Here is a 20,785-nt window from a genome sequence, read left to right as displayed (position 1 = left end):
CTTGTTTCTGTGTAGCAGGGGCGAGATTCGAACTCGCGACCCCAGCCTTATGAAGGCTATGCTCTAACCAACTGAGCTACCCTGCCAGAGATAGTTCATAACAAAACGATGAACACTCGCTCTTCATTATATTTTTCTTCACTACTCAAGTGGATTCGTTCGAGAAGCCTGGGTCGTCGCGGAACTTCGACCCTTCTCATCCACACATGAGCGAAGCAGTTCGCTCATTCCCTCCTCTCTGCACTTCACTTTGTTCCGTTTGTTGCGGGGGGTGGATTCGTTCGAGGAGCCTGGGATTTTTCTTTTCAAGAAAACATCCCTTCTCATCCACACAGATACAAAATCGTTTGTGTCTTCCTCCTTACTCACTCAATTCTTTCGTGTGTTGCGGGGGGTGGATTCGTTCGAGGAGCCTGGGATTTTTCTTTTCAAGAAAACATCCCTTCTCATCCACACAGACACAAAATCGTTTGTGTCTTCCTCCTTACTCACTCAATTCTTTCGTGTGTTGCGGGGGGTGGATTCGAACCACCGACCTTCTGGTTATGAGCCAGACGAGCTGCCAGACTGCTCTACCCCGCTACGTAAAACTCACTCTGTTCGCCACGTAGCAAACTATAAACCTTACTCAATCATCATACAGCATACTCTTCGACAAGCCGAGCAATCCCCGTCTTGCCACGATATGTGTTTCACATTTTTCGTGGGTGGGTGATCCAAGATTCGAACTTGGGACCTCTACATTATCAGTGTAGCGCTCTAACCAACTGAGCTAATCACCCATATTTTCCCTTGTTCTCAATCCAAAACACCTCCTATTCATAGAATGGTATTTCAAATGATATCACAAATGAAAAAAAAATCAAGAGGAAAACAGAGTGGACCGTGTCGGATTCGAACCGACGACCCCCGCATTGCAAATGCGGTGCTCTAACCAACTGAGCTAACGGCCCATAACGAATGAAGTTATTGTAACGAAAGAATCATTTTTTGTCCAGACAGAGGATAACATTTTTCCTTCTTCAGAAATTACTCAGAAAGAAATTCGTCTGTTGCAATACGATAGATAATTCCGTTCACAAGAGCATTGCGTCTCGATAAGGTTTTCTCACTTTCTGTTTTTGTGAGGAGCCTCTTTTCTACAATAAATTGCCTGATGGAGGCAAGATCATTGCTCAAGACATCAAGTTCTTCATCAGTGACATTGAGAGCCCCTTTTCTCATAGAACCGATAATACCCGTGTAGACATCAGGCGTGTTTTCTTTATAAAATTTGAGTGTTGGCAGACGTCTCTCCGCTTTTCGCAGGATAGATTTCTCATCAGCAATACCGAGCCACATATCGATGAGCACTTTCCTGCGATCATCACAAGGAATATCGAGAGGATCTTCTCCTGCTAACTGACGTTTCTTATTTTCTTCTTGTATGGTCACTAAGAGATTCCGGAAAGCAGAGAATCCCTCAAAAAAACGAGATGTTCCAATATCAATATGAAGATGGGGAGTGATACCAAGTGTTTCTAAATGTGCAAATGGAGTTTGAGAAACCTCAGATTCAAAAGAGTCAGCGATATTTTTGACACCCGATTCACTCTCTGCACGGAGAACACCTACTATTTCATCTCCACCATACCGAAAAAACTCTGCTGATTCCGGAAAGAGTTCGCTTGTTGTCTTGCCAGCTTTCCCGATATTCTTCAACAACTCATCACCGAGAGCATGATTACTCGTATTGGCGAGCGAAAGATAAGCGACATCACCCATGAGCAAGGCAAGGGATGTGTTTTCACTGTTTGAGATATCAATATTAAAAATTCTTTCAGTGAGCTGATCAAGAGGAAGCGTCTCCCACATGGCGATATCTTCGCCGAACAGAGTAGCAATTTCCTCTGATACGAGGGTATTCAACTGCTTATAAAATAATGAACGAATCTTCAAGTCTGTAATACTGTCGTAGGAGAGTTCATGAATAGTTCTCTTCTGTTCCTCTCCTTCACGTCGCAATCGATTATTTTCCTCAAGAACTTTTTGTACATCACGTAAACTCTCCTCGTATTTTTTGAGAAGCTCAGGATTTGATTGTCGTGCGATGAGACTCGAAAGAGAATCTTGAGAAACTTCTTGTTCATTCGATATTCTTTCGATTGGATATTCCCCTCCTTGCTTCCATTCGTTACTCATATTTTTTCGAAAAAAGAGCGTTCCTGTTGTGTAAAACAGAAGCGCTCTTATTTTTTGGTTATTTCCCTGAGAACGGCAACATCAATATCGAGAAGCCATAACGCAATGTCATTGCTCGAATTGAATCGACGAAAAAAAGCGGTTGCATCGTCGACTGAGGCTTTGTTTCCTGTTTGCTTTTCTTGTTGATACAAAAAAACATTCAGAGCAAAACGAAGAACTTCTTCTTTCGTTTCAGGAAACCTTTCTTGCAAGGTAAAGAACAACTTTTCCATAGACTTCCTTTCTTCATTTATGTTCGTTTTTTACTCTTATAGAGTATGATAAAACCTCTTATAAAGCAAGTTTTCCTTATTTCTAAAACTAAACTCATTTCAAAACAAGACACTTGCCCGATAACACAGTAAACTTGTTTCTCCTTCTCTATCGATATATGATACTATGAGAGAGAAAGAAGTACTCTATACTTTTTAATACTTTCAATAAACATATGGGGTTTCATCTCACATCTTTTGAAAAAGAATTGCACAGAGCCTTCATTGATTGGCAGAAAATTCTTGGGAAAAGAAATGTTCTCGATCAAGAACAAAGTAGAGAAAAATATGGGAAAACAACCTTTACGACAACTTATACTGTCCTCGGGGCACTCGTCTGTAAAAAAACAGCCGATATAATTCGAGTGGTCGAGATTGCTCAAAAATTTAACATTCCAGTTTATCCTGTGAGTGGAGGGAAAAATTGGGGCTACGGAAACAGTCTTCCTCCAGAACAAGCCGTTGTCATAGACCTCTCTCTCATGAAAGAAATCTCGAATTTCGATCCAGTACTTGGTATCATCACTCTCGAACCAGGCGTTACACAAAAAGACCTCTATAATTTTCTTCGAAAAAAGAAAACTCAGTTTCTTGTACCAGTACACGGAGGAGGTCCTACGTGCAGTATCGTCGGCAATGCACTCGAAAGAGGTTTCGGTATCACTCCTTATGCAGACCATTTCTCTGCTATCACTTCACTCGAGGCAGTACTGCCAGACGGATCACTCTATCGTCGAGCACTCGATGAAATGGGTGGTGTAGAAGTCAATCGTCTTCACAAATGGGGTATCGGTCCGTATCTCGATGGACTCTTCTCACAAGGAAATTTTGGCATTGTTACATCTATGACGCTTGTCCTCGCTCCTGTTCCTGAGAAAGTCGAGCTCGTTTTTTTCCGTGTGAATGAGGAAGCAGACCTCGAAAAAGCCATCGAGGCTCTTCAGAAATCTCTCAGTCTGACAGGAACAGTCACTGGATCATTCAATATTATGAATGCGAGACGAGTACTCTCTATGCAAGAAGCCTATCCGGAAACGAGTACGATGATAGGATCTATTGTTCCTCAAAAAATTATCGATATGATGGCGCACGCTGATCAGGTGACTGCATGGACTGGTATCGGTGCTATCTATGGACACAAGGCTCTCGTCAAAGGAGCCAAGACTATACTCAAAGAAACACTCAGTCCTCATGTCTCACATCTCACATTTCTCTCACCTGCCCTCATACGTCAAGCATCTTCTTTTGCCAAACTTGTTCCAGGACATTTTGGAAGACATCTCTCTGGTACTATTGATTCTCTCCTTTCTCTTTTTGAAATACTTCACGGGAAACCAAATGAGGTCGCTCTCCCTCTCGCCTACTGGAAATCGGGTGTTGATATGCCTACAGGCAAACCACTCGATCCCGCTCGTGACGGTTGCGGTTTGTACTGGTATTCTCCTCTGGTCCCTTTCAAATCCTCTGATGTCCGCGCTTGTGCTCGCATGATTCAGGACATCTGTGAAAAAAATGGTATCGAGCCACTTATGACATTTACTAGTCTCTCCTCGCGTTGCTTTGACGTGACTGTTCCTATCCTCTTCCGACTCAATGACACAGAGGATGCAGAGCGTGCCAAGCGTTGTTACGAAGAACTTTTTCAAGCAGGGCAAAAAATGGGGTACATCCCCTATAGACTCAGTCTTTCATCAATGCATCTTCTCAAAGATCTCGCTCCTAGCTCTACACATCTCGCCAGTATACTCAAGACATCAATTGATCCAAAACGATTGATTGCACCAGGACGATATGTTTTTCCAGACAAAGAATAATTTTTTTCTAAGAAATATTTCTTCATTCTACAAATGGATATAACACAACGTTCATCAGCTCTCCTCTATACACTCAGTCTCGTACCTGGTCTCGGAAACAGAACTCTCCGAGAACTCCTCGAACATTTTGGCAGTGTCGAAGCACTCTGGGAAGCCTCTCAAGAAACCCTCCTCAACATCAAAGGCCTCGGACCAAAAACGGTAGCCGACATCCTTCACGGGAGAAATACTTTTGATCCTGATAAGGAATGGCAAAAAATCAGCGATCAAGGTATCGACACTCTCGCGTTTACCGATAAAAAATACCCTCGATTACTCAAAGAAATTCCAGACGCGCCCATGATTCTTTTTGTGCGTGGGAATTATGATTGGAAAGAAAAATCACTCATTGCAATCGTCGGCTCACGTAAATGTACTGATTACGGAAAACAAGTGGCCCACCAACTTGCTTGCGATCTGGCTCAGGCAGGATACGTCATTGTTTCTGGATTGGCATTTGGCATCGACTCTATTGCTCACAAAGCCACACTCGAAGCCGGTGCCGAGACAATAGCGGTGCTCGCTGGTGGTGTCGATGATTTTTCTATCGCTCCTCAGACACATCTCCCTCTTGCTCGGAATATCATCCGTACTGGAGCAATCATTTCCGAATACGCTCCTGGGACCGAAGTCAATGTCGGAACATTCCCCGCTCGTAATCGTATCGTTGCTGGAATGTGTCTCGGCACCATCGTCATCGAAGCACCGGAGAGGAGCGGGGCACTCATCACAGCTCATCTCGCCCTTGATTATAATCGTGAAGTATTTGCTGTACCAGGATCCATCTTTTCTCCTTTCTCTGTCGGCACCAATCACCTCATCAAGTCTGGCGCGAAAATAGTGACTTCTGTTTCAGACATTCTCGAAGAATTTCCTCTTCCAGAAAAAAATATTCTCTCATCACAAGAGACTCTTTTCCAAGAACAAAGTTCTCTCTCAAAAGAAGAGAATACGATACTTTCCATTCTCTCTCATGAACCACTCCACGTTGACAAGATTGTCAAAGCAGTTAGACTAGAAACATCGTCTCTCAACTCCACTCTCGGTCTCCTCGAGATCAAAGGTCTCATACGTAATATCGGAGGGATGAATTATATCAGAAAATAGAGAGAGCAATGGTTTTTTAAAAATAGGAAAAAAACTTTTTAGATAAACCCGTCCGAAGCAGTTTCGCCCAATGGTTTTCTAAAAAAGTTTTTTTCCTATTTTTAAAAAAAGTACAAATTTCCAAACATTTTATTGTCTATGAAACTTCTCATTGTCGAATCACCGTCCAAAGCCAAAACCATCGAGAAATATCTCGGTGGTGAGTATCGTGTCGTCGCTTCCGTCGGACATGTCCGCGATCTCCCGAAATCCAACAAAGACGCTATCGATATCCCTGGTGGTTTCATTCCTCGATACATCGTCTCTCCTGGCAAAGAGTCTGTTGTGCGAGATATCAAATCCCTCGTCAAAAAAAGTGAAGCAGTACTCCTTGCAAGCGATCCCGACCGCGAAGGTGAGGCTATCGCGTGGCATGTCGCTGAGACCTGTGGTATCAAAAATCCAAAGCGTGTCCTCTTCTATGAAATTACTGAAAAAGCAGTGAAGGAAGCAGTCGCTCATCCAGGCATTCTCGATACCAATCTCCGAAAAGCACAGGAGGCTCGTCGTGTCCTTGATCGTCTCGTCGGCTATGATCTCTCCGGTCTCATCTGGAAGAAGGTTCGTTATGGACTCTCTGCTGGACGCGTCCAATCCCCAGCACTCCACATTCTCGCAGAAAGAGAGAAAGAAATCAGAGAATTCATTCCCGAGACATATTTCGTCATTACAGCAGAGTGTTCGACAGAAAAAAAAGAAAAGATACTTTTTACCTGTTCTGAACAACCCAAAGACAAGGAAACGGCAGAGAACATTCTTCGTCTCGCCAAAGAAAAAAAATGGGAAGTCGTCGAAGTAAAAACAACCGAAGCACTCCGTCGACCGTACGCACCGTTTACCACGTCGACACTCCAACAAGCCAGCAGCTCTCGTCTCGGCATGTCTCCATCTCGCACGATGAGTACTGCTCAGAAACTCTACGAAAAAGGATATATCACGTATATGCGTACGGATAGCATTTCTCTTTCTGAAACTATTTTACCTGAAATCATTCAGGCAGTGACGAAAGAGTTCGGTGAAAAATATCTCTCTGTCAGGCACTACAAAACCAAGAGTAAAAATGCCCAAGAAGCCCACGAAGCGATACGTCCGACTGATCCGTCCAAGAAAACAGCTGGATTTACCGAGGACGAAAAGAAACTCTATGCACTGATTCGCATACGAACACTCGCTTCACAGATGAGTGACGCAGAAATACTCCGCACCAAAATCATCGCCAATACAATTGATCGAGCATTGCCAAATTTCTCCGTCAGTGGTTCACATCTCCTGTTCGATGGATGGCTCGCTCTCGATACCGCCGCACGAGGAGATAATGTCGAGGTACCGAGAATCGCGACATCCGATCCTCTCACGCTAGACACCATTGCTTCCGAAGAAAAACAAACCGAACCACCACAAAGATATTCTGAAGCTGGACTCGTGAAAGAACTCGAAAAAAGAGGTATCGGTCGTCCGAGTACCTACGCCTCGATTATCAAAACCATCCAAGACCGAGGCTACGTCGAAAAAACAGGTAAAGCCCTCAGTGTCACTGATACTGGAATGGTCGTCGATGATTTTCTCTTCAAACATTTTGAGAACATTGTCTCAGAAGTGTTCACGGCCGATATGGAAAACAAGCTCGATGATATAGCAGCAGGGACTCGTGAGTATGAGAAAACACTCAAGGATTTCTATCTCCCTTTTCAGAAAGAAGTGAAGAGTAAAGATGATATAGAAAAAGTCACCAACATGGGCGATGCACCAGAAGGGACTCTCTGCCCGAAATGTAATGCAACAATGGTGATCAAGCTCGCGCGCAATGGTAAGTTCTTCAGTTGTTCACGGTTCCCTGAGTGTACCGGAGCACTCACTTTCGAAGGCAAAGAAATTGAACCACCCAAAGAAACAGGAGAAGATTGTCCGAAATGCAAAGACGGAAAACTTATGGAACGTACAGGACGATTTGGGACATTCATCGCCTGCTCTAACTATCCCAAATGCAAATTCATCAAGAAAGATGAGAATGCTCTCCCCTCGACCGACGTCGATTGTCCTGTTTGCAAGAAAGGAAAAATGACAGAACGCAAAGGACGATTTGGTATTTTCTATAGTTGTTCCAATTATCCTGATTGCAAAAATGCTATCAAAGCCAAACCAACCGGTACTCTCTGTTCCCTCTGTGGTTCCCTTATGATGCAAGGGACCAAAACTATCCCCGAACGGTGTAGCAAAAAAGAGTGCCCGAATAATCGACCAGACAAGTTGAAAAAGGAATAATACAATAAAAAAACAGAGAGCAATTGTTCTCTGTTTTTTACTGTATAAAAAGAAAATGTTTATGGTGTTGTGGCAGGAGTAATCCCTACTTCGATAGCTCTCGTCACTCCACCGAATGTACCCAAGATTTTCATCTTTGAAACATCGGCGCGCCAAGTATTACTCGAACAAGTAATATCAGAACACGTATCGGCATCTGCACAACTATAGAATGTTACTGCATATCCTGTCCCGGTGATAACACTGTTATCACAAGCCGCTCCCGTCAACGCACCAGCCAATGCATCTAAATCAGCATAGTGTGGTCCAGCGACAGAATCATGTATTTTATAAATTTTTGTTAATATATTTTCTGCTACCGTGTCAGCAAATTGAAAAGAGATTGTCGAATTCTTACTTGCGAGAATAGAACGCTTGTTCGTTACAGAAATAGTGGCGACAGACAGAGCACTCATCAAAAGAAAAGAAAGTACCACAAGAGAGAATACGAGCGCAGATCCTCGAAGTTTCATAACATCACGACAAAAGAATTAGTATTCTCAGTATACCACTTGTCAAACGAGAAGACAAAAAGAGAAAAGTATTCTTATTCCAAACGTTTGTATATCAGTGCAAGCACGAAAAAGAAAACATTCATCATCACGATTGTCGCTCCCGTCGGAAAATCAAGGAAAAAAGAAAAGGTTATCCCAAATAGCACCGAAAAAAGTGAAACAAAACCAGCAATGATCATCGCTCCCTTGAAACCTTTGGCACACTGCAGAGATGTAACAGCAGGGAGAATAAGAAGTGCGGAGACAAGCATAATTCCAACCATTTTGACAGACAGAACTACTGTCACAGCGGTGAGTAATGTCAAAAGTGTATGAATAAAGTTCGTTTTTATACCAGTCGTCTTGGCGTATTCTTCATCAAAAGTTGCGGAGAACAAGTCCCAATAGAAAAAATATATCACTGCTAAAACCACAAAGGAAAGCATAACCGACAAAACAACTTCGATAGTGCTAATAGCTAAGATGTTTCCGAAAAGATAACTGAAAAGATCAACACTGAATCCCTTGGAAACACTCGCAAGAATAACACCCGAAGCAATCCCAACAGCTGAAACAATACCAATTGCAGCGTCGCCATATACTCTAGCTTTTTCGCTAATTTTCAAGATAAAGAGAGACGCAATCATCACGATCGGAACAGCAATATAGAAAGGATATATTCCCAGGAATAAACCGAGTGCAATAGCACCAAAACTGACATGAGAAAGTCCGTCGCCAATGAGTGACATTTTTCGCAACACAAGAAACAGACCAAGCGCTGAACAAACAATCGCCACGAATGAGCCAGCGAAAAATGCTTTTTGAATGAACGTGTACTGTAAAAAAGTGAGTATTTCCATATTAGTCGTGCTGATGGCAAATTATATGTTGTTCATATTTTCCAAAATAAGAATTCATTTTTTCGGAAATACAAAAATCGGAAAATTTACCAAAATAAATAACGCTTTTATCAATATAAAGGAGTTTATTGGTGTATTGCCCGATATAACCCGTGTCGTGGGTGATGAGAATAATAGTAATACCATTTTGTTTATTGAGTTTTTGTATCAGTTGAAAAAATGATTCCCTGGATTCGGGATCGAGAGCGGTCGACGGCTCATCAAAAATAAGAACTTTCGGATCTGGAACCAAAGCACGCGCCAAAAACACTTTTTGCTGTTGTCCACCAGAAAGTTCTGAAAGCATTCTTTTTTTCAGATTGCTCACGCCGAGTTCTTGCAAAATCTTATCAACTTTTTCGTGATCCTTTGTCGTTATCTTTTTGGGAAATTTCTTTTGTGATAGAAGACCAAGCATCACTACCTCAGCAACGGTGGCAGGAAAAAGTGCATTCATGGTAGAGAATTTCTGAGGGAGATACCCAATTTTCCCCCACTCATCAAAGTTTTCTTTTGTCTTTCCGAAGAGTTCAATTTCTCCTTTGGAAATGGGCAACAACCCGAGGAGAGCTTTTACAAGCGTTGTTTTCCCTGCGCCATTGGGTCCGGCAAGCCCTATAAAATCACCTTGTTCAACGGCAAAAGAAATATCTTTCAATACTTCTGTCTGTCCGTAATTCACGGAAAGGTTTTTTGTTTCAATGATTGTTTCCATAATTTTATTCACTACAACCAAGACCAGTTTTTAGATTGGTTAAATTTTCTGTCATCATTGAAAGGAAAGAAATATTGTTTTCAATGTCTTCTCTACTCACATTATGCGCGGCATTCAGAAGAAGCATTTTCGCGTCTGTCTCATTGGCAATGGTTTCAGCAATTTCTGGAGTGGTCATCTCTTCATAGAAAACATACTTGATATTATTTTGTTTGACCTGTTTGACCAATTTCACCAGATCATTCGCAGTAGGTTCAGCATCTGGTGCGAGACCCTGGGCGGCGAGGTATTCCAGATGATATCTCTTGGCCAAATATCCAAAAGCATAGTGTCCTCCGTATACAATCATTCTGTTTTCACATGTTGTCGATGATGTTTTGTATTGGCTATCCAACTCTTCTAATTTCTTTTTGTAGTCGGTAGCATTTTTTTCATAGAACGACACATTCGCAGGATCTCTTGCTACGAGTGCCTGTACTATACTGTCAATCATCATTTTGTTGTTATCAAAATCAAGCCAGATATGAGGATCGATTCCATGAGCCTCATCGGGCATACCCTCGGTAAGTTTGAGAAGCTCTATACCATTCCCAGTATTGACGAATTGTACCTTTTTATTTGTGACACCATTGATGATGTCTTCTGCCCACGGTTCCATAAATTTTCCAGTGTACACAAAAAGGTCAGATGTATTGATCTTCACAATATCACTTGGTCTAGGTTCGAAAGAATGAGCTTCCACTCCTGGAGGAAGGAGGAGCGACACATCTACTCTCTCTTGCCCTATCACTCTGACAAAGTCATACAGAGGGAAAAGTGTTGTTACTACCTGTATTTTTTTCTCACTTGTTTCTATTTTCGATTTCATTCGTGTGAGACCAAAAATTCCACCGCCAATAAGAGTTATAATCAAGATAATGAAAAATATTTTTTTCTGCATATTCATACTTTCTTATAGTTAGTCTTACAAAATAGCCTCCTTATTCAAATCCTATCATAATTCCACGGCCGTGGGATTTTGATATAAAATTACTTACTTGGTGATGTATGACAGTTTCTGCATATTCCAAAGAATTCGAGAGAATGCCTCAGAATAGCGAATCCCCTCTCCTGACCCACTTTCTTCTCTTCCTCCGAAAGTGTCGTCTCGTCCATATCGATATCCTCGACACACTCACACTGCACACAGACGAGATGGTGATGATGATCACGAGAAGCAAGTTCGTAGTATTTTGTACGATCTCCGAGTTGCACTCCCCTCACTATACCTCTCTCTTCAAATTGTTCGAGCGCTCGATAGACGGTCGTTTTGTTCACATCACACTCTCGCTCTGACATTTTTCCGAGAATATGAGTAGCAGAAAGAGGATCTTCCTCTAAAAAAAGAATATCAAGCAACACCTTCCTCGTCTGAGTCAGGCGGAGATGATTCTCCTCAAGTATTCGATATATTTCTTCTGTATATTTTCCCATGTGTTCATATTAACGCAACTCAGTTGCATTTGTCAAGCTGAAACAGTGTTCTAAAAAAATAATGAGTGAATAGGCCCGCCCGCATCGCTACGCCCGCCAGAAACGCTGTATCTACTGCGGGCTGGCGAAGCGATGCGGGCGGGGTTGCTCTCCTTTCAGTTTGGTCTATACTGGATATATTGATATTATCCTTATTCTTTCAACAATATGCCCACTCCCATCACTCTCAACGATATATTCCGATCTGCTGCTCGCCCTCTCTCGAGTACTGACCAGAAAGCTATCACTGAAGCATACCAATTTGCAGAAAATGCCCACCGAGGACAGAAGAGGAAATCAGGAGCTGACTATATCGTCCATTGTCTCCATGTTGCCAAGACACTCACTGAAATTGGTATGGATACGACGACGATCATCGCATCTCTCCTCCATGATGTCCCAGAAGATACTCCGATAACTTTGTCAGAAATCGAAAAAAAATTCGGAAAGGAAGTGACTTATCTCATCGATGGCATCACCAAGCTCGGAAAAATAAAGCTTCGTGGAACAAAAGAAGAATATCATCTCGAGAACCTCCGAAAGATGTTTCTTGCCATGGCTCAGGATATTCGTGTCGTCATTATCAAACTCGCAGACCGTCTCCATAATATGCGAACACTTGAATATCTCCCTCCAGAGAAACAAGAACGTATCGCACGAGAGACAATGGAAGTCTACGCCCCTATCGCCAACCGTCTTGGTATCGGAGAAATAAAAGGTGAACTCGAAGACCTCTGTTTCAAACACCTCGAGCCAGAACATTATGCCGAAACAAAAAAAATAGAAGAGACCTATCTCAACAAAGGTACAGAATATATGAATCGTGTACTCAAACTTTTTGGTGAAGTACTCGAGAAGGAAAAGATACAGACACTCAACATAAGCGGGCGTACAAAACACCCATACAGGCTCTATCAGAAACTCAAGCGTCATGATATGGACGTCACTCATATCTATGATTTCATCGCTATCCGAATAGTCGTTCAGACGATTGCTGATTGCTATGAAGTGCTCGGTATCATCCATCGTGAGTATCGTCCGATGGTCGGTCGTATCAAAGACTATATCTCTCTTCCAAAACCCAATGGCTACCAATCACTCCACACGACTGTCTTTGGTCCGGATGGGCGAATCCTCGAGATCCAAATTCGTACACAAAAAATGCACGATGAATCCGAATATGGTATCGCTGCTCACTGGATGTATACTGAAAAAGCAAAAACTCATTGGAAGGATCTCTTTTTTCCCAAGAAAACAGATCCAGCAACCCTTCCTCGAGAGCTCACATGGGTCAAACAGCTCAAAGAATGGCAGAAAGAAATCGGACGTGATGACAAAGAATTTGCTGAGGGACTCCGTATCGAATTTTTCAAAAATCACATTTTTGCGTTCACTCCACAAGGGGATATTATCGAGCTTCCCGAAGAAGCTACGCCCATTGATTTTGCTTATGCTATCCATAGTGAGATAGGAAACAGAACTATCGGTGCCAAAGCAGACAGGAAAATGGTTCCTCTCGATTATCATATCCAGAATGGTCAAGTGATAGAAATCCTCACTACCAAAGAAAAGAAAAAGCCAAGTCGCGACTGGCTCAACTTTGTAAAGACATCCACTGCCAAATCACGTATTCGTCAAGAACATCATAATAACGAATTCAAGCCCGAGAAGTGATAATTGATGAAAAATAAAAACCGCGCATCCGCGGTTTTTTTACTCTTTCATTCTTCTCTATCTTTTACCACTTATCCTGTATCTGTCTCTTCTCTCTATTCCTTTGTTGCGAGCATCACTTCTTCGAGTGATGTAATCCCCTGCACCATTTTGAGAAAGCCGTCCTCTACCATCGTCGTCATACCAGCTTTTTTTGCTTCCGCTTCGAGTTCTTCGGTCGTTGCAGATTGTGTGATGAGTTTACGGATCGTTGTATCCATTGCAAGCACTTCATAGACACCATTTCGTCCATGATAACCTTCACCACCACATTGCTCACAACCAGTAGCTTTATAAAAAGTGATCTCGTTCCAATTTTTTGCCTTCTCAACAAATTTCTTTCCTACAGGATCATTCTTGAGAAATGTGAAAATATTTTCGATATTGTATGATTTGGAAAGAGAATCAATTTCTTTTGGATCAAGTGTATACGGTTTGCGACATTCGACGCAGAGACGACGGATGAGACGTTGAGCAATAATGACATTGACAGTCGATGCAATGAGGAATGGCTCAGCACCCATATCAATCATACGAGGAAGTGTCGCAGCAGCACTGTTGGTATGAAGGGTCGAAAGTACAAGATGTCCTGTCATAGCTGCATGCATCGCAATCTCGAGCGTCTCTTGATCACGGATTTCACCCACCATAATGATATCTGGATCCTGACGGAGAAGCGAACGAAGAGCTGCTGCAAAAGTCATACCGACCTTCGGATTGATCTGAGTCTGATTCACTCTCGGCATACGATACTCTACTGGATCTTCCACGGTACTGATGTTTACTTCCGGTCTGTTCAGAATGTCCATCACCGTATAGAGTGTCGTCGTTTTCCCTGAACCCGTCGGTCCTGTCACAAGAATCATACCGTTTGGCTTGCCGATTTCGCGATGAACTGCCTCAAGTGCCGTTCCTGCAAGTCCCATTTTCTCAAGCGTAAGACCCTTGGAAGATTCATCTAAGAGACGCATTACGATTTTCTCACCATCAAACACCGGGAGCATACTCACACGAAACGATATCTTATATTCATCATTCTGAATCTTGAAACGACCATCTTGTGGCAATCTATGTTCATCGAGTTTCAGGTTCGCGAGCACCTTGATACGAGCGACGATACCTCCAGCAACATCCTTCGGAAGTGTCATAGCATCATGGAGCACTCCATCAATACGATAGCGCACGTGAACTTCCTTCTCATCTGGTTCGATATGGATATCACTGGCAGATTCGAGAATAGCATGTTTGAGAAGCGTGTCGACAATACGAATAATAGGTAACCCTGCAGCGACTTGTTCGAGATTCTCATCCTCTCTACTCTCACCCTCAGCCGTGATATCTCCCGTCAACATGTCACCAAATTCTGCCTTGAGACTCTTCTCATACTGACGAAGCACTCCTTGAATACTCTCTCGGGTTGTCAGGCATGGCACTATTTTGAGTCCTGTTTTTTTGCGAATAAAATCAATCGTTTGCAGATCTTCAGGATTGAGCATCGCAATTTTCAGATTGGCACCATTTTTCTCAAAAGAAACGATATTGTATTTTTTGGCAATAAGTTCTGGAACGATCTGCAATACTTCCATCGAAATAGTTTCCTTGGTCAGATCTACAAACGGGATTCCGAGAATATACGCGTACATTTTCTGAAGTTCTGCCTCCTCGACTAATTTTTTTTCAAGAAGCAATATCCCGAGATTTTTCTTCTCTTTTTGTGCCTCGAGCACATTCTCTTCGACAACTTCTTTCGAAAGAATATTCGAATCAATTAAGAATTTTTCCAGGTCTTTATTTTCTATACGCATAGAACTCGAAATTATTTTTATTTGTTTTTATTATACCATACAAAAAGAGACTCTGTTTCGAGAGTCTCTTTTTTTCATTCATGCTCACTGTCCTGCAATTGATATTTAGGAAATTGCTTCAAAATTACATCATTCCTCCTATGCCTGCCATCGGGTTAGGTGTACTCGCTGATTCTTCTTTCTCTTCATCAACAACAGATGCTTCCGTTGTGAGGAGGAGCGATGCTACCGACACTGCGTTTTCGAGTGCGGTACGAGTTACCTTGAGAGGATCGATGATACCAGCTTTCACCATATCGTTTTCATACACATTCTCTTTGGCATTGTATCCGAAATTCACGAGTTTACTCTCGAGAACAGTATTGAGCACCACTGCTGGATCTTGTTCGCCAGCGTTCAAGGCAATTTGACGGAATGGTTCTGCAAGTGCCTTGAGAACGATTTCATATCCTGCTTTGAATTCATGATCAAGAGAAGATATTTTCTTGGACGATGCGACGACACTCGAGGCTTTGACGAGAGCCGTTCCACCTCCTGCTACGATACCTTCTTCGATAGCGGCTTTAGTCGCAGAGACTGCATCCTCCATTTTATCTTTCATATATTTGAGTTCCGTCTCGGTCGATGCTCCGACACGAATCACAGCAACACCTCCAGAGAGTTTTGCCATACGCTTCTTCAATTTTTCTGCCTCATATTCACTTTTCGATTTTTCGATCAGAGCCTTGATTGTAGCGACACGTGCATCGATATCTCGCTTCTTGCCCTTGCCTCCAACAATTGTCGTGTCGTCTTTGGTAGCGATCACTTTCTGTGCTGTACCGAGCATATTAAGCGTCGCCGTCTCGAGTTTCATCCCTGTATCTCCTGAAATGACGGTTGCACCAGTGAGGATGGCGATATCTTCGAGCATCGCTTTCTTATTCTCTCCGAATTCTGGTGCTTTGATCGCGATGATATTTATCACGCCACGAATTTTGTTCACAACGAGCGTGGCGAGCGCCTCTCCATCGACATCTTCCGCAAGGATCACAATATCTTTCTTGCCTGTTTTCGCCAATTCATTCAAGAGTGGCACGATGTCTGCAATGACAGAAATCTTCTTGTCTGTGATGAGAATACTTGGGTTCGAAAGTTCCGCTGTTTGCGCTTCCGCATCCGTCATCATATATGGAGAGATGAATCCTTTATCAAAATTCATTCCCTTCACAATTTCTTTAGAAAGACCAAGTGTCTGAGACTGTTCTGTTGTCACGACACCATCTTTACCGACGGTATCCATCACATCAGCGATCATTTCTCCCATCTCACGGCTTTCGGCAGATATAGTAGCCACCTGAGTAATCTCATTTTTCGAAGAAATTTTCTTGGAATTTTTTTTCAAAATTTCAACAATATCATCTTTGGCAGATTCCATTCCACGACGAATGCCTACAGGATTGATACCGGTTTCGACGAGTTTCAGACCTTCACGCACAAGAGCCTGCATAATAACAGTCGATGTCGTCGTACCATCACCAGCCACATCATTCGTCTTCTCTGCCACTTGCTTGATAAGTTCTGCTCCGAGATTTTCGAATTTGTCTTTCAGTTCTATTTCTTTGGCGATCGTCACACCGTCATTGGTGATGGTCGGTCCACCATACGGGCGTGCGAGGATGACATTACGCCCCTTCGGTCCGAGAGTTACCCTTACTGCATCAGCTACCTTGTCGATACCAATTTTGATCTTTTTTCGTGCATCAGCACCATACGCAATTTGTTTGGCCATATATGTTGTATTTTATTCTTTCTTTTTTATTGTTCAACAAGAAACAAAAAACGAAAGAATAAAATGTATGAAACAATTTATCTATTAGCACTCTCTATTATAGACTGCCAGAAAATGAGTGTCAAGACCTTTGCTTTCAGCATGCTCATTACTTTTCTAAAAGATCATTCGACGAGAGTGCTATACCTTGAACACCATCACATCGCCGTCCTGCACGATGTAGTTTTTGCCTTCGAGGCGGAGGGCTCCAGTGTCACGTGAAGCGCTCCATGGATCTTTACCCACTGAAAGACTGGCAACTTCGAGGAGTAACGTCTCATGGATTACTTCAGCTCTGATAAATTTCTCTTCAAAATCATTGTGAATAGCACTGCCTGCCTGTGGTGCAGTCGAGCCGAGAGGAATAGTCCAGGCACGGGTTTCTTCCACGCCAGTCGTGAAATACGTCATGAGTCCGAGAAGCGTATACGCTTGCTTGGCGAGGTCTCCGATATGCGAAACGAGTCCCATTTCGGTAATTTCTTCGGGAGACATCTCGATCAATTCTTCCTCAATTTTAATATCGATTTTCACGTGCGGTCTCGCTTCGAGTTCTCCACTGAGCGCACGATCGATATCTGAAACATTGTAGACATAGAGAAACGGTTTGGTTGTGAGGAGCTGGAGACCCTTCACGACTTTTTTTTCTTCGGTAGAGAATGTTTCCATGATGGCATGAGGCAGACGGCCAGCCTGGAATTCCGCTTCCAGTTTTTCGAGTACCGCCATTTCTATCACAGCCTCTTTCTTCCCGGCACGAGCATCTTTTCCTGATTTCAATTTTCTTTTTTCGACGGTTTCCATATCAGCCAAGATAAGCTCAGTATTGATGATATCGATATCTCGCTCTGGGTCGATTGTCTGATAGACATGAATAATCTCTCCGCCCGAGGCGGACCCGCTTTGAGCGGGGAATACTCTGACGACTTCGACGATAGCATCCACTTCTCGGATGTTCGCAAGAAACTTGTTCCCGAGTCCTTCTCCCTCACTCGCACCTTTCACCAGACCAGCAATATCGACAAACTCAATCACCGCTGGGATGATTTTTTTCGTTCCTGAGATTTTGGCAAGTTGCGCGAGACGTTCATCAGGCACTTCGACAATACCGACGTTCGGCTCAATCGTACAAAACGGATAATTGTTAATATCCACTGCTTTCCGAGTGAGCGCTTTGAACAATGTTGATTTTCCGACGTTCGGGAGTCCCACAATACCTACTTGTAATGCCATAAGGAAAAGCTTGTAGTTTATTAACTTTGTTAGCTTTTTAGCTCAAAGAAAAATCAAAAGCATACTCTATTCTTACAGAAAGAAACAGTAAAGTCAAAAAAAAGGCACCTGCTGTTTACTAAACAACAAGTGCCTGCGGCATGAACTCTCATGGAGCGTAGAGAGGACGGTCGCTCTTAGATTCTTCTGCGATACGTCTGAACATGAAACTAATATCATGATCCGCCGATTCCCATTCGTCATAAAGACTACTCCAGGTTCGTTTCTTGAAAGATTCTTCTTTGTATCCGCAGAAACCTTCTGTGAAGAAACCGTCAACATGTGTCCGTCCATGTTTACGGAATTGTTTCACAAGAGCAGTCGCTATTGCCGGTGATGGAATATTCGCATCTTTACTGGAAGACAGATGGCGAGAAAACTCTTGTGACTCATTGAAAGAATCTATGAGCTCTTGATCCCCTGTTCCGGCAAGACACCCGTAGAGGAAAAAGTTTTGTGCCTGGACCCGATTCTGGACGACCCACCCAAACTCTATCTCAGCAAACCTCGCCAATACCCGCGACGATTCATAGGTATCGCGTGCATTCTGGACGATAGCGTTCTGGACGATATCATCCCGCTTCTCGTACGATACTTCTTCAATATTGTCGATTTGCCTGATGACACCATTGAAACCAAGGACGTTTATTATGCCATGTACGGACTGTGGTCGGTGCAAAATCGCACAGTGCATCTCGTTACAGATTTTTACTGCCGCACCAAAGAGCAACGCAATGATCGATGGCTGAAAAACGAGTAATTTCGCCAACTGATCGAATGACGCGGTATCGTCATCGAGTACTCGAACGAGGTTCGTTTTGAACCCTGGAATAACAAGTGCTTTTTCCATTTGAAACCTCCAAAAAAGTAAAAGAACTGAACTTATATTATACATCTTTTTTGCTTTTTCGTCAAGAAATAAAATGTGCTCATTTTTTCATATTTGGAAACCAAGAGGAAATTATTGTGATATACTGGAAGTATTATTTTTTATACTCTTGCTATGAAATCAACAATTTTCAAGGCTTATGATATCCGAGGAGTCTATCCAGACGATATCAATGAAGATGACGCCTACAACATCGGACGAGCCGTCGTGGCATATCTGAAACCAAAATGTCTCGCTATCGGACGAGATATTCGACCATCGAGCCCCGCTCTCTTTATGCATTTTGCTCGTGGCGTGATGGAAGGCGGTTGCGATGTCATCGATCTCGGAGTCATCACAACGCCGATGGTGTATTTCGCCGCTGGTCGGCTCGATGTCGATGCAGCTATTTCTCTCACTGCTTCACACAATCCTATTCAATACAATGGTGTGAAAATCGCTCTCCGTGGAGCACTCCCTGTCGGAGAAGATTCTGGTCTCCGTGAAATTCGTGATCTCGCACTGGCGAGTCAATGGGAAACATCACCACGACAAGGAACAATGACGAATCAAGATATTCGCCCGGTGTACTATGACTATTTTTCTTCTTTTGCATCATTCAGGGACAAAAAATTCACAGTAGTCATTGATACTGCCAACTCGATGGGAGTACTCGAATTGCCAATGTACGAACGATTCTCTGACAACATCAAAGTCGTGAATCTCTGGAACGACCTCGATCATCCGTTCCAGTGTCATGAAGCCAATCCTCTCAAGACCGAGACTCTCGATGAACTCTGTGCCAAGGTCAAGGAAACACACGCCGATCTTGGTATCGCTTACGACGGCGATGCTGATCGTGTCGGATTTACCGACGAAACAGGAACCATCATTCCAATGGACCTCATCACTGGGCTCATCGCAAAAATCATTCTCACCAAAAAACCAGGAGCGACAATTCTCTATGATCTCAGATCCTCTCGTGCTGTACGAGAAGTCATCGAGGAAAATGGAGGTATTGCCAAAGAATGCCGTGTCGGACATGCCTTTATCAAGCGACAGATGCGTGCTGACGGAGCGATATTCGCCGGCGAACTGTCTGGACACTACTATTTCGAAGAAAACTCTTTTGCTGAAGCCAGTACTTTAGTTGCTATTTTGCTCCTCAATTTGATGACCGAGACAGGAAAAACTATTTCCGAATTAGTACAAGACCTCAAACGCTATTCTCATTCTGTGGAGATCAATAGTGAAGTTGCCGACCTACCTACCGGCGAGACAGGCAAAGATGCTATCCTCACTAAACTCAAAGAAACATACAGCGATGGCACAATAAGCGAACTCGACGGACTGAAAGTTGATTATGATGATTGGTGGTTCAATGTCCGTCCATCGAACACCGAACCCCTTCTTCGTCTTAACCTCGAAGCAAAAACACTGGAGATGATGGAAGAAAAACAAGCCGAACTCCTCGCTCTCATACGATCATAAACTCTTTTCAAAAAAACTTGCAGACCTATCAAAAGAATTTTCTCAGCATCCTTTCCACTCTGACTGAGCAAGAGCTCTCAGATCGAAAAAAGAAGCTAAGAGTGTGTTGATTGGAGGCTTCTTTTTTCGTTTTACTGAGAGCTCTTGTGAGAGGTGGAACGATGATGAAAAATTGGCTTTTAATAGGTCACAACGACTCTTCTTCAAAAGACTCCTCTTGACAGAATATTGCCAATTTGTTTTTTAGGAGTATACTCCCACACCAACCTTCAACTACCGAGAACAAACAAACTTTTGACATACAAATTTTTATACTTGCGAAAAGGTTGGTGTGGGAGTATACTACTATCAACATATGAAAAAAGAAATACTCCAAAAGAGAATATTCACTCCCCTCTCTTGGATTCATAT

General features: G+C 42.9%; 16 protein-coding genes and 4 tRNA genes. 5 read left to right on the top strand and 15 right to left on the bottom strand.

Annotation, left to right across the window (positions count from 1 at the left end; translation table 11 throughout):
- Window positions 1-12 precede the first annotated feature (12 nt).
- The 6 genes from PHH40_00225 to PHH40_00200 form a co-directional block, all read right to left on the bottom strand.
- Window positions 13-86, bottom strand: a tRNA-Met gene (locus PHH40_00225).
- A gap of 422 nt (window positions 87-508) precedes the next feature.
- A tRNA-Met gene (locus PHH40_00220) sits at window positions 509-582 on the bottom strand.
- 126 nt (window positions 583-708) lie between these two features.
- Window positions 709-782: transfer RNA gene (locus PHH40_00215), tRNA-Ile, on the bottom strand.
- 97 nt (window positions 783-879) lie between these two features.
- Window positions 880-953: transfer RNA gene (locus PHH40_00210), tRNA-Ala, on the bottom strand.
- A 76-nt stretch (window positions 954-1,029) separates the two neighbouring features.
- Window positions 1,030-2,181 (bottom strand): GGDEF domain-containing protein, encoded by a 1,152-nt coding sequence (locus PHH40_00205; protein ID MDD2766173.1) that lies wholly within the window; start codon window positions 2,179-2,181, stop codon window positions 1,030-1,032.
- A 47-nt stretch (window positions 2,182-2,228) separates the two neighbouring features.
- A complete protein-coding gene (locus PHH40_00200) occupies window positions 2,229-2,456 on the bottom strand; it encodes a hypothetical protein (GenBank protein MDD2766172.1) in 228 nt (75 codons plus the stop codon).
- A gap of 215 nt (window positions 2,457-2,671) precedes the next feature.
- Here PHH40_00200 and PHH40_00195 point away from each other — a divergent pair, with 215 nt between their 5' ends.
- The 3 genes from PHH40_00195 to topA all read left to right on the top strand — a co-directional run bounded on the left by PHH40_00195 (window position 2,672) and on the right by topA (window position 7,756).
- Entirely contained in the window at window positions 2,672-4,309 is a 1,638-nt protein-coding gene (locus PHH40_00195) for an FAD-binding oxidoreductase (protein MDD2766171.1), read from the top strand.
- Window positions 4,310-4,342: 33 nt separating this feature from the next.
- Entirely contained in the window at window positions 4,343-5,455 is a 1,113-nt protein-coding gene (gene dprA / locus PHH40_00190) for a DNA-processing protein DprA (GenBank protein ID MDD2766170.1), read from the top strand.
- A 138-nt stretch (window positions 5,456-5,593) separates the two neighbouring features.
- Window positions 5,594-7,756 (top strand): type I DNA topoisomerase, encoded by a 2,163-nt coding sequence (topA, locus tag PHH40_00185; protein MDD2766169.1) that lies wholly within the window; start codon window positions 5,594-5,596, stop codon window positions 7,754-7,756.
- Window positions 7,757-7,815: 59 nt separating this feature from the next.
- On the opposite strand, the gene PHH40_00180 is transcribed toward topA, so the two are convergent.
- From PHH40_00180 to PHH40_00160, 5 genes are all read right to left on the bottom strand, one after another.
- Window positions 7,816-8,268, bottom strand: a complete 453-nt coding sequence (locus PHH40_00180) for a hypothetical protein (GenBank protein MDD2766168.1) — start codon at window positions 8,266-8,268, stop codon at window positions 7,816-7,818.
- Between the two features lie 74 nt (window positions 8,269-8,342).
- Window positions 8,343-9,149 carry a metal ABC transporter permease gene (locus tag PHH40_00175; protein MDD2766167.1) on the bottom strand — a complete coding sequence of 269 codons (807 nt, stop codon included), beginning with the start codon at window positions 9,147-9,149 and terminating at the stop codon, window positions 8,343-8,345.
- 1 nt (window position 9,150) lies between these two features.
- Entirely contained in the window at window positions 9,151-9,903 is a 753-nt protein-coding gene (locus PHH40_00170) for a metal ABC transporter ATP-binding protein (protein MDD2766166.1), read from the bottom strand.
- Window positions 9,904-9,907: 4 nt separating this feature from the next.
- Complete coding sequence (locus PHH40_00165) at window positions 9,908-10,849, bottom strand: zinc ABC transporter substrate-binding protein (GenBank protein ID MDD2766165.1); 942 nt, start codon at window positions 10,847-10,849, stop codon at window positions 9,908-9,910.
- 83 nt (window positions 10,850-10,932) lie between these two features.
- A complete protein-coding gene (locus PHH40_00160; protein ID MDD2766164.1) occupies window positions 10,933-11,376 on the bottom strand; it encodes a Fur family transcriptional regulator in 444 nt (147 codons plus the stop codon).
- A 207-nt stretch (window positions 11,377-11,583) separates the two neighbouring features.
- On the opposite strand from PHH40_00160, the gene PHH40_00155 reads away from it, so the two are divergent.
- The gene (locus tag PHH40_00155) at window positions 11,584-13,089 is read left to right on the top strand and encodes a RelA/SpoT family protein (GenBank protein MDD2766163.1); all 1,506 of its coding nucleotides are present in this window, start codon (window positions 11,584-11,586) and stop codon (window positions 13,087-13,089) included.
- A 95-nt stretch (window positions 13,090-13,184) separates the two neighbouring features.
- Here PHH40_00155 and PHH40_00150 read toward each other — a convergent pair whose 3' ends face one another.
- From PHH40_00150 to PHH40_00135, 4 genes are all read right to left on the bottom strand, one after another.
- Window positions 13,185-14,933 carry an ATPase, T2SS/T4P/T4SS family gene (locus PHH40_00150; GenBank protein ID MDD2766162.1) on the bottom strand — a complete coding sequence of 583 codons (1,749 nt, stop codon included), beginning with the start codon at window positions 14,931-14,933 and terminating at the stop codon, window positions 13,185-13,187.
- 124 nt (window positions 14,934-15,057) lie between these two features.
- Window positions 15,058-16,704: a chaperonin GroEL gene (gene groL, locus PHH40_00145; protein MDD2766161.1), complete on the bottom strand. Its 1,647-nt coding sequence runs from the start codon at window positions 16,702-16,704 to the stop codon at window positions 15,058-15,060.
- A 180-nt stretch (window positions 16,705-16,884) separates the two neighbouring features.
- The gene (gene ychF, locus PHH40_00140; GenBank protein ID MDD2766160.1) at window positions 16,885-17,976 is read right to left on the bottom strand and encodes a redox-regulated ATPase YchF; all 1,092 of its coding nucleotides are present in this window, start codon (window positions 17,974-17,976) and stop codon (window positions 16,885-16,887) included.
- Between the two features lie 148 nt (window positions 17,977-18,124).
- A complete protein-coding gene (locus tag PHH40_00135) occupies window positions 18,125-18,865 on the bottom strand; it encodes a hypothetical protein (GenBank protein MDD2766159.1) in 741 nt (246 codons plus the stop codon).
- A 153-nt stretch (window positions 18,866-19,018) separates the two neighbouring features.
- On the opposite strand from PHH40_00135, the gene PHH40_00130 reads away from it, so the two are divergent.
- On the top strand, window positions 19,019-20,374 hold the full coding sequence (locus tag PHH40_00130) for a phosphomannomutase/phosphoglucomutase (protein ID MDD2766158.1): 1,356 nt from the start codon (window positions 19,019-19,021) through the stop codon (window positions 20,372-20,374).
- Window positions 20,375-20,785: the final 411 nt, after the last annotated feature.

The organism is Candidatus Moraniibacteriota bacterium (assembly GCA_028688415.1).
Taxonomy (GTDB): domain Bacteria; phylum Patescibacteriota; class Minisyncoccia; order Moranbacterales; family UBA1568; genus UBA1568.
The sequence above is the reverse complement of the archived record's forward strand: the minus strand, read 5'-3'. Positions and strand labels throughout refer to the sequence as shown.

Coding starts and splice junctions, on each gene's coding strand:
- PHH40_00135 (MDD2766159.1), bottom strand. CDS start 18,865: ATGGAAAAAGCACTTGTTATTCCAGGGTTCAAAACGAACCTCGTTCGA.
- PHH40_00180 (MDD2766168.1), bottom strand. CDS start 8,268: ATGAAACTTCGAGGATCTGCGCTCGTATTCTCTCTTGTGGTACTTTCT.
- topA (MDD2766169.1), top strand. CDS start 5,594: ATGAAACTTCTCATTGTCGAATCACCGTCCAAAGCCAAAACCATCGAG.
- dprA (MDD2766170.1), top strand. CDS start 4,343: ATGGATATAACACAACGTTCATCAGCTCTCCTCTATACACTCAGTCTC.
- PHH40_00150 (MDD2766162.1), bottom strand. CDS start 14,933: ATGCGTATAGAAAATAAAGACCTGGAAAAATTCTTAATTGATTCGAAT.
- PHH40_00160 (MDD2766164.1), bottom strand. CDS start 11,376: ATGGGAAAATATACAGAAGAAATATATCGAATACTTGAGGAGAATCAT.
- PHH40_00205 (MDD2766173.1), bottom strand. CDS start 2,181: ATGAGTAACGAATGGAAGCAAGGAGGGGAATATCCAATCGAAAGAATA.
- PHH40_00170 (MDD2766166.1), bottom strand. CDS start 9,903: ATGGAAACAATCATTGAAACAAAAAACCTTTCCGTGAATTACGGACAG.
- groL (MDD2766161.1), bottom strand. CDS start 16,704: ATGGCCAAACAAATTGCGTATGGTGCTGATGCACGAAAAAAGATCAAA.
- ychF (MDD2766160.1), bottom strand. CDS start 17,976: ATGGCATTACAAGTAGGTATTGTGGGACTCCCGAACGTCGGAAAATCA.
- PHH40_00155 (MDD2766163.1), top strand. CDS start 11,584: ATGCCCACTCCCATCACTCTCAACGATATATTCCGATCTGCTGCTCGC.
- PHH40_00165 (MDD2766165.1), bottom strand. CDS start 10,849: ATGAATATGCAGAAAAAAATATTTTTCATTATCTTGATTATAACTCTT.
- PHH40_00195 (MDD2766171.1), top strand. CDS start 2,672: ATGGGGTTTCATCTCACATCTTTTGAAAAAGAATTGCACAGAGCCTTC.
- PHH40_00200 (MDD2766172.1), bottom strand. CDS start 2,456: ATGGAAAAGTTGTTCTTTACCTTGCAAGAAAGGTTTCCTGAAACGAAA.
- PHH40_00175 (MDD2766167.1), bottom strand. CDS start 9,149: ATGGAAATACTCACTTTTTTACAGTACACGTTCATTCAAAAAGCATTT.
- PHH40_00130 (MDD2766158.1), top strand. CDS start 19,019: ATGAAATCAACAATTTTCAAGGCTTATGATATCCGAGGAGTCTATCCA.